The 12,975-nt window shown below is 50.6% G+C and carries 11 protein-coding genes; 1 reads left to right on the top strand and 10 read right to left on the bottom strand.

Going from position 1 to position 12,975, the window contains the following annotated elements:
* Window positions 1–54 precede the first annotated feature (54 nt).
* Complete coding sequence (gene luxS / locus RGV86_RS07360) at window positions 55–570, top strand: S-ribosylhomocysteine lyase (protein WP_032226039.1); 516 nt, start codon at window positions 55–57, stop codon at window positions 568–570.
* Window positions 571–688: 118 nt separating this feature from the next.
* Here luxS and RGV86_RS07355 read toward each other — a convergent pair whose 3' ends face one another.
* The 10 genes from RGV86_RS07355 to proX form a co-directional block, all read right to left on the bottom strand.
* A complete protein-coding gene (locus RGV86_RS07355; protein WP_085461297.1) occupies window positions 689–3,292 on the bottom strand; it encodes an autotransporter outer membrane beta-barrel domain-containing protein in 2,604 nt (867 codons plus the stop codon).
* A 558-nt stretch (window positions 3,293–3,850) separates the two neighbouring features.
* Complete coding sequence (locus tag RGV86_RS07350; RefSeq protein WP_000638289.1) at window positions 3,851–4,963, bottom strand: ATP-binding protein; 1,113 nt, start codon at window positions 4,961–4,963, stop codon at window positions 3,851–3,853.
* The gene (locus RGV86_RS07345) at window positions 4,960–5,667 is read right to left on the bottom strand and encodes an RNA ligase family protein (protein ID WP_085461064.1); all 708 of its coding nucleotides are present in this window, start codon (window positions 5,665–5,667) and stop codon (window positions 4,960–4,962) included. The genes RGV86_RS07350 and RGV86_RS07345 overlap by 4 nt, the downstream gene beginning before the upstream one ends.
* Window positions 5,668–5,924: 257 nt before the next feature.
* Entirely contained in the window at window positions 5,925–7,463 is a 1,539-nt protein-coding gene (gene emrB / locus RGV86_RS07340) for a multidrug efflux MFS transporter permease subunit EmrB (protein ID WP_001516928.1), read from the bottom strand.
* 16 nt (window positions 7,464–7,479) lie between these two features.
* Window positions 7,480–8,652, bottom strand: a complete 1,173-nt coding sequence (gene emrA, locus RGV86_RS07335; RefSeq protein ID WP_032226033.1) for a multidrug efflux MFS transporter periplasmic adaptor subunit EmrA — start codon at window positions 8,650–8,652, stop codon at window positions 7,480–7,482.
* Window positions 8,653–8,778: 126 nt separating this feature from the next.
* Window positions 8,779–9,309: a multidrug efflux transporter EmrAB transcriptional repressor EmrR gene (gene emrR / locus RGV86_RS07330; protein WP_000378436.1), complete on the bottom strand. Its 531-nt coding sequence runs from the start codon at window positions 9,307–9,309 to the stop codon at window positions 8,779–8,781.
* Window positions 9,310–9,399: 90 nt separating this feature from the next.
* Window positions 9,400–9,735 carry an L-valine transporter subunit YgaH gene (ygaH, locus tag RGV86_RS07325; protein ID WP_000119757.1) on the bottom strand — a complete coding sequence of 112 codons (336 nt, stop codon included), beginning with the start codon at window positions 9,733–9,735 and terminating at the stop codon, window positions 9,400–9,402.
* Window positions 9,725–10,462, bottom strand: coding sequence for an L-valine exporter subunit YgaZ (gene ygaZ, locus RGV86_RS07320; protein WP_309508393.1), 738 nt, complete (start codon window positions 10,460–10,462; stop codon window positions 9,725–9,727). The genes ygaH and ygaZ overlap by 11 nt, the downstream gene beginning before the upstream one ends.
* Window positions 10,463–10,585: 123 nt before the next feature.
* Window positions 10,586–11,770: an MFS transporter gene (locus RGV86_RS07315; protein ID WP_000165720.1), complete on the bottom strand. Its 1,185-nt coding sequence runs from the start codon at window positions 11,768–11,770 to the stop codon at window positions 10,586–10,588.
* A 188-nt stretch (window positions 11,771–11,958) separates the two neighbouring features.
* Window positions 11,959–12,951, bottom strand: coding sequence for a glycine betaine/L-proline ABC transporter substrate-binding protein ProX (gene proX, locus RGV86_RS07310; RefSeq protein WP_001216525.1), 993 nt, complete (start codon window positions 12,949–12,951; stop codon window positions 11,959–11,961).
* Between the last annotated feature and the right edge of the window lie 24 nt (window positions 12,952–12,975).

The following is a 12,975-nucleotide window of genomic DNA, read 5'->3' as shown; positions in this document are numbered from 1 at the left end:
GCCTGGGAACAAAGAGTTCAGAATATTTTAAAAAAAATTACCGGAGGTGGCTAAATGCCGTTGTTAGATAGCTTCACAGTCGATCATACCAGGATGGAAGCGCCTGCAGTTCGGGTGGCGAAAACAATGAACACCCCGCATGGCGACGCAATCACCGTGTTCGATCTGCGTTTCTGCGTGCCGAACAAAGAAGTAATGCCAGAAAAAGGTATCCATACCCTGGAGCATCTGTTTGCTGGTTTTATGCGCAACCATCTTAACGGTAACGGCGTTGAGATTATTGATATCTCGCCAATGGGTTGCCGCACCGGTTTCTATATGAGTCTGATTGGTACGCCAGATGAGCAGCGTGTTGCTGATGCCTGGAAGGCGGCAATGGAAGATGTGCTGAAAGTGAAGGATCAGAATCAGATCCCTGAACTGAATGTCTACCAGTGCGGTACTTTCCAGATGCACTCGTTGCAGGAAGCACAGGATATTGCACGTAGCATTCTGGAGCGCGACGTGCGTATCAACAGCAATGAGGAACTGGCGCTGCCGAAAGAGAAGTTGCAGGAACTGCACATCTAGCCCGTTTAAGAAGAAGAAGCCGGGCGGTGATATCACTGTCCGGCTTGCCTGATGTGCTACGCTTATCAGGTTGATGCGGGGAGCGCGCCACCCGTACGTGACGGGCGGCAAAGTGGTATTAAAAGAGATATTTCATGCCCAGCATTCCCTGGGTATCGCTGTAACCGTTGTCCCCCAACTGCTGGGCGACGTTGCCCCACAGTTGCAGACGTGGATTAAGCTGACCTTCCACCCCAACTTTTAGCTCACCGATGTTACGTGTACCGATGATCTCATCGCTGATGCCATCCATCTTCACGCTGTAATTGCGGGAGTTATAAATCCAGTTGGTTTCCACGAAAGGCTGGAAGGAACGCGCTTTATGATCATCAATAGCATTATGACCTTGCAGGTACGCTTTCACCCCCAGACGCGTTTGCAGGTTGCCTTCGGTGCTGTCCTCAACCAGAGTGCCATTGTCTTCAGTATGATTGTCTGCCTTCACATCCATCCACGTCAGTTGCATTTTAGGCTGCAACCAGTAGCTGGTGCGGGCATCTGCGCTTTCACCAAGACGGAAGGTATAACCCGCTTCAATGGCGGCGGTGATACCGTCAGAGTGATATTTTTCACTGGGCAGATACTCGCCGGAGACGGTGTTATCAAACCAGTTATAGAGCAACCAGCTATCAACATAAGTTCCTGTTTTATCTGCTTCGTTAGCGTACCAGGTGCCATACACGCCCACACTGTAGCCGTCGATTTGCCCGCGTGAGTTGTAGCCGGTCAGGCTGGAATGTGTGTGGCTCTTGCTGTTGGCATAGCCAGCCATCAGGCCGAGATGCCAGCGATCGAGTGCGTTACTGCTCCATTGCGCAAGATCGCCGCCAAGTTGCAGAACATAACGGTTGCTCTGAGTGCTCAGTTCATCTGAGCGATCCTTAAAGCGGTTATGTCCGCCAATGTTACGTAACCACAGACTGGTCACTTTCTGCTCGCCGGTTAGCAGGTCGGTGTACTGTGTTTCCCCCAGACGGTCATGCAGCCGGGTATTAAACAGCGTATTTGCAGCCTGAATATTGGCCAGATAGCTACTAATCTCCGGGCGATACTGATGCTTTCTTTCTGGTAGTGGTTCTGGTGAAACGGGGGTATAAGGAGAAGCCGGTGTCGGTGTATCAGGTGGCTCTGGTGAATCAGGTATTACAGGGTCAACAGGTGGTATAAGTGGGGTTTCACTGGTTAAGTACCAGTTCTGATCGTCACTTTTCGTCACGTTGTAATCATAGGCTCCGGCAACAATACGGCCTTCTTTACTAAACGTACCCTCTGATGCCCCCGTTATTTCAACAATGCGGATACCTTCAAGCGTATCGGCGCCCTGACCACCGGCATTATGAACACTCACACGGGTATGACCAGACGTGTTGCCTTTTACAATTAATTTATCGGTCGCAGAATTATCATCGCCGAGTGCGGTACGCATAACTAACAAACCGTTATTAGCGGTGTAATTGCCATTGATGGTGAGTGTGGCAGGCGTGAATTTGTCGCCATTTTTTGAGGACGATAGTGTTGCCGTACCCGCCAAATCCAGTGCATTTAAGGTTTGTGAAAAACCAGCTAAATCAATATTCCCTCCACTGGAGACGACATAACTGGAGTTTGGACTAAAGGTATCGTTGATACCGGCGCGCAGGGTGCCTTTACTAATATTCGTTTGGCCAGAATAGGTATTTGCGCCAGCCAACGTCGTGACTCCGGAACCTACCTGGTTAACCTCGCCTTTGCCAACGATATCTGCTGCCAGGATAAAATCTTCGCTGGAATGGTTGAAATTAATCTGGGCAGTACTGTCCCCGACCTCGCTTCCCATATGGATAATCGGCGTCTTAATTGCCCCCGCTTTTTGCTCGGCTTCTCCCTGCGCTCCACCAATGTTTAGAATACCGGTGCTGGTTTCGTCCATTCCAAGCCAGATAAATTGATTCGCGCTGACCGTGGCATTATTACTCACGGTAAGAATACCCTTTGCTTCGTTCAGCAATGAGCCCAATCCCCCAAGGGAGATAAACTCATTCACGGCTAATGAAGAATTGTCACCATCAACCAGCGTTTCACCGTATCCCGTTCCCTGAAAATTCTCCATATTTCCATTAAAGCCAATGATCATATCTTTTGACGCTGTAAGATGACCGCCATGAGTGATTTCGAGTTTACCTGTCCCCTGATCGCCTACCATCACATACCGTGCGGCAACGGATGATCCCTCACCGTCAATAACGACTTGCCCCTGTGCCTGGTAATTAAATTCACCAATTCTGAATTCATTTAAATCGGTGATAGTACTACCGCTAAGTACCATTAAAGTTCCTGAACCGCCATTAGTTCCCAGGTAAATATCGCGTTCATTAGGCGATGCATGACTAAGCGTCAGATGAGTGTTATTTTCTAATTTTATTGTCCCTGACGTCGCATTACCGATTACGATTTTAGCAGTAGTCAGATCCCGCCCGTCTATATTCAACGTTCCTGCACTTGTTGCTCCAACATTAAGATACCGAAACTGGTCCCATACTGGTGAGTTATTTTCTGATGAAGATAAGGTTACGACATCATTATTATTGATTGTCACATCGCTGTTGATAGTGGCTGGTGGTGTCCATGCCTGAGAAATTGGTATTGATAGCACAGTTGAAATAGCTATTGCCAGCGTGGACAAGGGATGCTGTCTGATATTCATAAAGTTAATTTTCATCCTTATGATTTATTTTAAGATAAATAGCGAATCCACAGTAACTACGTAAAAAATTAGATTTTAAGGCCGCTGAATCAGGTTGCTGTTCTGTAAATGAAGGGTAGTGTGTGAGGCCAATAATTATAAATCAGTTTAATTTGTGATTAATTTGATATTAATTTGTTTTGATGGTTTAGGCATTAGGGTGAAAATAAGGTGCATAATTTTACTTAGCGGAAATTTTTAAATGTCTTAAGGCATAAAAATGAGCAAAGAAAAAGCAAAGGAAATCAATAAGATGTTTTTTCGGAATTTTGCGGGGTTAGTAACAGTAACTGATTAATTGCATGTTTATTGTTTGCACATCTTTTTAGATATAAAAAACACCAGGATTATTATCAAAAAATAATGTAAGTCTGGTTTCCATGCATGGGTTATATGCACGTAAATAATAAGATTAAATATTTCCTCATTAAGAAAAGTGCAAAAGTATTCTCTTCTCAGGCAATGTAAATCTGCCCGATACGATAAACGTATCGGGCAGGTGTTTAATTCTCCGGCTTTCTACCTGTCAGTCACCCGATATTCCACGCTATGCGCTTCATCAGGTTGTGGAACTTCCAGCCTTGAGGCCATCCGCATCACCACCGCTTCAGGAACGGCATACTCGCGTCTGGCATTTTGCTGCTTCCATTGCGACCACGGCACTTCCAGATAAACGATTTTTACTCGTGCGCCGTAAGCCGTAAACAGACTGATAAGCTGGCTACGCAGCTGGCGGGTAATGTTCGTTGCATTCCAGACAAACGACTTCTTTTGCCGAAGTCGCACGCGCGCCTCTTCTTTTGCCTGTTGCACAATACGCCCGGTGGCGGTTTTGTCGTCCGGGCTGGCATTGATTCGCCGCCGCATGTCATCAAGGCTGATAACATCCATTCCCTGGCACTGTTCACTGATATAGCGATCTTTGCCCATTCCCGGTAAGCCACACAGCAAAGTAACTTCAAAATGTTCAGCCTCCCAGGGAACAAAATCGGGAGAACTTTGTTCATGGGTCAGGTAATGCCAGCGTGCGGAATCAGAAACGAATGGGCGCACTTTTCCCCAGCATTGTTGCTCCTGGCAAAACAGCACGAACAGATCGATGCGTTCCAGCATTGACTGCTTATCAGGGCAATGACGACCAAGCAGATCGGCACGGGCAAGCAGGGCGAGCAGACGCGTGTCGACGCGCATCGCAGCAGTGAGCAGTAAACGCTCCGGTTCCGGACGTTCCAGTAACCATAGCGGTAACCCATGCAGACGCACCAGTGCAACGATTTGCTCGCGCAGCACAAATGGTGTGGGGATATCGCGCCATAAAATTTGTCGGGCCGTCAGTTCGCCCCGACGAGCGTGGCCAGGCGACTGAATACGTCCGTTTTCCTGCACGGTAGTGCTGCGCTTTTCAACATCATGCAATAACGCCGCCGCCCATAAAACTTCCTGCTGTTGAGCGGGGAGTTGCTGAAATTCTGGCAGAGTAACGAGGGCGTTAAGCACCATTTCGGTATGCACGCCGACGTCACCTTCACCATGATGCTCCGGGTCTTGTGGCGTGTGATGCATCTCCTCAACCCAGCTAAAACGCTGGCGAAGTGTCGACCAGCGTTTATCGTCGGTAAGTCGCCAAATCATGACTGTTCTCCATAAGCGAACTCATGTGCCATCCGCGCCCGACGCCAGTGGCGCTTCCAGTGTTCGCTGGTTTTGACATGATTTTTGCGCACGTACTTGAATACATTATGGGGAAAATCGGCAACGGGAAATGCGTCGCGATTTCGGCTGACAATGCCTTCCAGCGTACAGGGTTGCCCGGTTTGCGTATCCCAGGGATCGAACGCGCCGCGCTCACAGGTCAGCGCCAGAAAATCATGTTGCCAGCTTTTTTCATCATTCCCCGGCTGCGGGCCGGAAATTTCCGGGACGCAGGGGAAATCAAACAAGGCGGCGTAAAACTGAACTTCTTCCCAGCTTAACCACATGTCCTGACAGCGAACGGCAAACAGATAAAAATCCTGCTCCAGTGCCCGGTATTCAATGGAGTGAACGGCATAAAGATTTTCGCCAAACAACTCCAGATCGCCGAGATCGTTTTTCAGTAGTTGCCAGCGTTGGCGAATATTATAGCTCCATGCCGATTCCGTAGGGGCTGCATGGGAACGGGCAAACACGCCGAAGCGATTAAGACAGTTATTTTCGCCGTCGAGTTTTTCAGTATGTACCAGTTGCGAAATTGCCTGCATATCTTGCCAGTAACTGGCGTTAATGCGGTCATCGCTGGTGGTGCCAGGGGAGAAAGGGTAGTGCCAGGTTCTCCCGTATTTACGTTGGGTATTCATAATAATCCATTATTTGGTGTGTAATAAATGTACGCCCGCGAGGGTGCGAGTTTTGGGGTTAAAAGAAAAATGTAAGTATCACCCGCGAAAGCGAGGGCGAAGGGAAAAGAGAATTAACAACCTGAACGAATGTTCAGAACCGGTTAATGGTGAATGGAAGAGTGTGAGGCGGCGAGAAGATACACCGATTGAGTGGATAAAACAACCGTTTGTAGAATGAGCAAATAAAAAGGGAGCCGCAGCTCCCTTTGACAACATCAGTGCGCACCGCCTCCGCCGCCACCTGCGCCAAATGGCGGCCTGGCAAACCACACCAGCCCCAGCAGGACGAGGAATATCCCGGCTGACATCCAGAAGATCTCATTGGCGGAAATAATCAACCCCTGATTAGTGATCTGCTGGGCAATCCAGCCGGAAGCTTGCTGTTGCGTCATTCCCAGCCCTTCCAGTTGATGGTACATCGCCTGGGCGTTCGGGTTATACGGATTCACTGATTCGGTCAACTGCGCATGGTGCAGTGACTCGCGGTTAGTCCACATAGTCGTAGTGATTGATGTCCCTATAGACCCCGCCAGCGTTCGCGTAAAGTTGGAGAGACTCGACGCCGCCGCCAGTCGTTCCGGCGGCAAACCAGAGAGCGTAATGGTGGTCAGCGGCATAAAGAAGCAGGCCACCGCGAAGCCCTGGATAAACTGCGGCCAGGCCGATGCACCAAAATCCATACCCGGTTCAAAGGTATAAGCACGCCAGTAAAAGCAAACGGCATACATAATAAAGCTGAAGGTTACCAGCCGACGCATATCCAGTTTATGCGCAAAACGGCCGATAATTGGCGACAGGATCACCGGAATAATCCCTACCGGCGCAGATGCCAGCCCTGCCCAGGTTGCCGTGTAGCCGTAGACTTCCTGCAATAATTGCGGCAACAGAACAATTGCGCCGAAGTAGAGCATGTAGGCGAGGCTGATACACAAGCAGCCAATTGTGAAGTTGCGCGATTTAAACAGTGACAGGTCGACTATCGGGTTATCGTCGGTCAACTCCCAGACAATCAGGAAGCTGATAGCCACCACCGCCACCACGGTGAGGATGATAATTTCTTGCGATGAGAACCAGTCCAGCTCTTTACCCCGGTCGAGCATAATTTGCAGGCTACCGATACCAATCACCAGCAGCGCCAGCCCCACGGCATCAATTCGCCGCCTTTCTGTACGGGTTTCGCGTCCGCGCAGGGTTTGCAGTGTCATCAACACCACCGCCACGCCAATTGGCACGTTGATGAAGAATATCCAGCCCCAGTGGTAATTATCACTGATATAACCGCCGAGGATTGGGCCGCAAATTGGCGCGACAATCACCGTCATCGACCACAACGCCAGCGCGATCGAGCGTTTAGCTGGCGGGTAGTTATTCAGTAACAGACTTTGCGAAAGTGGGATCAACGGCCCGGCGACAATCCCCTGAATCACGCGGAAGAAGATCAGCATATTCAGACTACTGGAAACACCACACGCCCACGACGCAATGGCGAAGGCGATGGTTGACCAGAGGAACAGCTTCACTTCCCCGACGCGTTTTGCCAGCCAGCCGGTAAGGGGGATCGAGATGGCGTTTGCCACCCCGAAGGAGGTGATCACCCACGTTCCCTGGCTGAGCGATGAGCCCAGATTCCCGGCGATAGTGGGGATCGCCACGTTAGCAATGGTGGAGTCCAGCACCTGCATGAATGTCGCCAGTGACAGCGCAATCGTCATAATGACCAGTTGCGCGCCTTCCAGCGGTTTTTGCTGTTGCATCACACGCACCTCTGGATTAGCCAGCGTTAGCTTTTACGATATCGTCGATCAGTTTATTGACAGGTGCCAGGCTGATTTCACGCGCGGTACTTACCGCGACCGGCGTAGAACGTACTTTGTTTGCCAGTACCTGACCGTCACGGTTAGTGGTATTGACGCTCACCAGCGTGGACAAACCGATGCGCAGTGGGTATTGCTCCAGCTGTTTCTGATCCAGTTCAATACGAACAGGCAGACGCTGAACGACTTTGATCCAGTTACCGGTGGCATTTTGCGCCGGAAGCAGCGAGAACGCGCTACCTGTACCCATATCCAGACCGACCACTTTACCGGTGTATTTCACATCATCGCCGTAAATATCAGTGGTGATGGTGACCGGCTGACCGATACGCATATTGGCAATCTGCGTCTCTTTAAAGTTGGCATCCACCCACATATTGGTAGCCGGAACGACCGCCATCAGCGGCGTCGTTGGGCTAATTTGCGCACCAGGCTGAACGGCTCGGCGGGAGACATAGCCGGTCATTGGGCTGACAATACGGGTACGTTCCAGCGCCAGCCAGGCGTTACGTACTTCAGTAGCGGCCTGTTGCACGGCAGGCTGATCTTCCAGTTTAGTTCCCAGAATCATCGCCTGATTGGCATTGTATTGTTGAATGGCGACATCCAGTTGCGCCTGGGCGCTGGTGACGGCGTCGCGGGCGTGTTGCAGTTCTTCGCGACCAATCAGGTTGGCATTGCCCAGCGGCACACGGCGGTTGTAGTCGCTCTGTGCTTTAGCGAGGGCGATTTTTTGCACCTCAATATTCGCCTGCAACTGCTTGCTGTTAATCATCAGCTGGTGGGTTTGGCGAACGCTGGAAGCCAGTGCAGTTTTGGCTTTTTCAAACGCCTGGCGAGCATCTGTCGGGTCGAGAGTGACCAGCACATCGCCTTCTTTTACAAAATCGGTGTTATCGGCCCAGACTTTCGTCACGCTGCCAGACACCTGAGACATAATTTGAATCTGATTCCCTGCCACGTATGCGTCATCGGTCTCTTCAAAATGACGCAGTACCAAAAACCAATAAATTCCTATCGCTACGGCAATAATGATAAAGAGCAAGGTGAGAAGGAGGAGCAGACTCTTACGTTTGCCGCTCTTCTTTACCGGTTGCTGCGGGTTTTGAGTCTCCGCATTTGCGCTCATATTGTTCTCCACGATCTTCTTAACTCATCGGCTGAGCCGACCTGCTTGCCAAAAAGGCCAGCACGTTGCGATGCTGGCCGGTCAGTTTTTCTTTTATAAATCTGGATTTTTGAGCGAGATGACGCGTTAGCTCATCGCTTCGAGGACCATGCCGTCTTGTTCCATCTGGTCGAGACGGGAGAGCAACTTGCGGGTGATTTGCTCAAGCTGATCTTTTTCGCTAGTGCTGAGCGCGGACCAGAGTTGATGCAGGCAGTTATGCTGCGGCGGTAAAACCTCGCGCAAAAACTCGTGACCTTTTTCCGTTAATTGCAGATGCAGGCAGCGGCGATCGTTGTCGCTTTCACGGCGCTCGATCCAACCGCGTTTTTCCAGTTCATCGGCAATACGCGTCGCATTGGTACGGGATGATCCAAGAGCACAACTTAATTCAGAAGGCTGAATACTGTGGTTTTCCTGAGACTCCAGCGTAATCAACGCCATAAACAACGTCTCGTTAATCCCCTGAGCCTTCAGCATTTTATTGCGGTTCTCCAGCAGCTTGCTCTGCATATGCATACAAAGACGGGTCAGAAGGATTTCCTGGTAAGGAAAATCTTCGTGGCGGCTGGCGCGAAATTTTAGCATTTGTTCAATGGGCGTAAACGAACTATCCATTTGGGTATGACCTCATTAATTTCAGCCGATATAGTAACGACAGTGACAAATAAAGTAAATGTATTGTTTTAGAAAATTGATTCTTGTGGGTTATATAATCGCCATCACTTTCCAGGCGAGCCCGTAGGCCAGCGCACTTAGCAGTGTAGGGACGATAATGCTGCGTGTTTTATAGAAACTGGCACCCAGTACCGCGAAGCCAACCAGTGTGGGCACGAAACGGCGTGTATCGTGCATCACTTCTGGTGCGGTAGAGACAACCAGCAGAGCACAAATCGAGGCTATGCCAATGGTGTCGAGCAAAATACCCACCGCACCACGTTTGGTCGGGCGGGCATTACCCACACGCAGGCGCAGCGGCAAATAGCGAAAGCAGTAATTAACCGCGCCAACCAGTAACCCAAGCAGCAGAACCTCATAGCTCATCGGGCGCTCCTTGCCAGAATGCCTGAATTAGCGCAGTGAGGCAGCCACAGACAATGCCTGCCAGAATGGCGACGGGAATAGAAAATAGCGTTACGCCCGCAAGGGCGCTGATTAACGCTGCGGTAACGCAAAGGGATTGTTTGCGCTGGAAAGAGGCGAGCAGAAAACTCATAAAGAGCGCCGGTAGCATAAAGCCTAATGCTGCTTCAACGGCTGGATAACCTTGCAGCAATCCGCTGCCAGAGAATGCCCCTATAACCGTACCAAATACCCACGATGACCATGAACTGAAGGCAATGCCAATCATCCAGTTCTCGCTCCAGCGGCGATTATTGCGTACCAGCTTTGCCGTTGCTGCGGCAAAAACTTCATCCGTCAGGCCAAACGCCCACAATGCAGTTTTCGATTTTTGCAAACGCTGAACAATGCGGCTACGCAACGATGGACCATACAGGATATGGCGAACATCCATTGCCATGACGGTCAGCGCAGCGACCCACAAACTACTCCCGGCTGCCAGCATCGTGGTAATGACGAACTGACTCGCGCCTGCATAAATGATGCAGGAGAAAAAAACGCTTTCGAGAGGAGAAAATCCCAGACGGGTCGCATTCAGACCGAAAGCAAAGGCCACCGGAATATAACTAATAACAATCGGTAAACTGTCTTTGCATCCTTCCATGAAGGTCGCCGAACCTGAAGCAGGCAGAGGAGTAGGGCTTACCATAGAGTGTACGCTTAACGACTGTTAAAATTATAAATGGACTGAATGAATATCTTAACCTTATCAGACTGATGGGCTTCTTAACACCCTTATAAGTGTAAAGCCACGAAAACGGTTGCTGATTGTCTAAATAGCGGCTTCCTGACGATGAAAACCTCGCCACCAGACCAACAGATTAACCAGGGCAATCGTCGCACCAGCCAGGCAAACGCCTGCCCAACCGGCATGTTGCCAGGCTGAGGCCGAAATCAGTGAACCGGCGGCACCGCCAATAAAGTAACTGGTCATATAGCCTGCGGTCAGACGATTACGTGCATCAGGATAAATACGATAAATCACGGTTTGATTGGTGATATGCACGCCCTGTACGGTGAGATCCAGCACCAGGATGCCAATAATCAGCGCCAGCACGGAAGTGTGACCAAACCAGATCGCCAGCCATGAAAGCAACAGCAGCAGTAGGCCGAAAGTTGTTGTCAGGTGCGATTGACCCTTATCGGCAAAACCACCTGCCGGACGTGCGCCCAGCGCCCCAGCGGCTCCTGCAAGGCCAAACAGACCAATCGTTCCATCGCTGTAGTTAAAAGGCGGCGCGGCAAGCAAAAAGGCCATTGATGTCCACAGAATGCTGAAGTTAGCAAAGGTCAGACAGCCCAGTACCGCGCGGGTGCGCAGGATCTTATCGCTGATAAACATGCTGAAAACGGAACCTAACAACTGTGGGTAGTTGAGGTGCGTCTCCGATTTCATCTGCGGCAGGCCGCGCCATAACGCCAGCGCCATTAGCGCCATTAATACTGCTGCGACCCAGAAAACGGTGCGCCAGCCGCCGAGATTTGCCAGCAACCCGGCAACGGTACGCGCCAGCAAAATGCCCAGTAGCAGGCCGCTCATAATTGTGCCAACCACCTTGCCGCGTTTTTCCGGCGAGGCCAGTGTTGCCGCCAGCGGAACCAGAATTTGTGCCACGACCGAGAATAAACCCGTTAATGCCGTACCGAGGATCATCATCGCCAGTGACTGACTGCTGGCGGTAATCAACATACCGCCCGCTGCCAGTAAGGTCATCGAGACAATCAGGCGGCGGCGTTCAAACATATCACCGAGGGGAACAAGAAATAGCAGACCGGCGGCATAACCTAGCTGCGCGGCGGTGACAATAAAGCCCGCTGAACTGGCAGAAAGGGAAAAGTTACGCGCGATAGTGTCGAGCAATGGCTGAGCGTAATAGTTGCTGGCGACCGCCAGACCGGTGGCGATCGACATTAGCACGATCAGCGCCGGGCTAAGCTCGTGATTGGGTTTCGTCATTATTGTTTATCAGGTGATGATGAGTCTGAAAACCAATAATAGCGGATGTTGATGAATATGGGATGAAAGATAGATTGTTGAAATGTGCGGTGTGGTGTGTAGGCATGATAAGACGCGTCAGCGTCGCATCAGGCATTGTGTACAGAATGGCGGATGCGGCAAAAACGCCTTATCCGCCCGAATAAAAATTACTTCTGCGCTGCCAGCGCCTCATTTACCCAGCCATCGAACTGTTGCTGGTGGGCTTTGATCCAGCCATCAACGTGACCCTGAATATCGCCTTCTGAGGCTTTGCCGTCATGCATAATGGCGTTCTGGGCGTTAATGTCTGCCACCGGCAACTGCATAATGGCAAACAGTTTCGCTGCCGCCGGGTTTTTCTCAGCCCAGGCTTTGTTGGCAACGATATGCATGGTGCTGACCGGGAAGCCGTAATTTGCGCCATTCGGTAGTTTGGTATCGGCGTTTTTATCACCCGGCAGTGCGGAGAACGGCACCTGCAACCAGACGACATCTTTGCCCGGCTTCAGTTCGTTACTCACCCAGTACGGCGTCCAGGTGTAGTAAAACACCGGCTTGCCCTCTTTGTAACGACTGATGGTGTCAGCCATCATCGCCGCATAGTTACCCTGATTATGCGTCACGGTGTTGGTCAGTTCATACGCGGCAAGCTGGTGATTAATGGCACCTTCGCAGCCCCAGCCGGGGTTACAGCCGGTTAAATCCGCTTTGCCATCGCCGTTGGTATCAAATAGTTTGGCGATCTTCGGATCTTTCAATTGTGCGATGTTGGTGATTTTGTACTGGTCGGCGGTTTTTTTATCGATCAGGTAACCTTGCGCCGCGCCGTTAACAAATACCCCTTCACGATAAAATTTCTTATCGCCACCGGCTGCTTCGTACATGTTGTCATGCAGCGGCGTCCAGTTCACAGCGGTGAAGGTTGCATCGCCAGAAGCAAGCGAGGTGTAGCCAACGTTGTAATCCACTTCGCTGGGTTTATTGACGGTATAACCTAATTTCTCTAATGCACGACTGACCAGCAGCGTCTGGAAGGTTTCTTCAGTGATGGTGCTCTGGACTGGATTAACAGTAATGCCTTTGCCCGGCAGATCGGCAGCAAAAGTTTGTGTAGAGATAAGCGTGGCAAACGCTGTCGCAAAAAGTACGCTATGTCGCATTGTTATTCCTTTTTTTGGCAGGGT

This window comes from Escherichia ruysiae (assembly GCF_031323975.1).
In the GTDB taxonomy this organism is placed as follows: domain Bacteria; phylum Pseudomonadota; class Gammaproteobacteria; order Enterobacterales; family Enterobacteriaceae; genus Escherichia; species Escherichia ruysiae.
The sequence above is the reverse complement of the archived record's forward strand: the minus strand, read 5'-3'. Positions and strand labels throughout refer to the sequence as shown.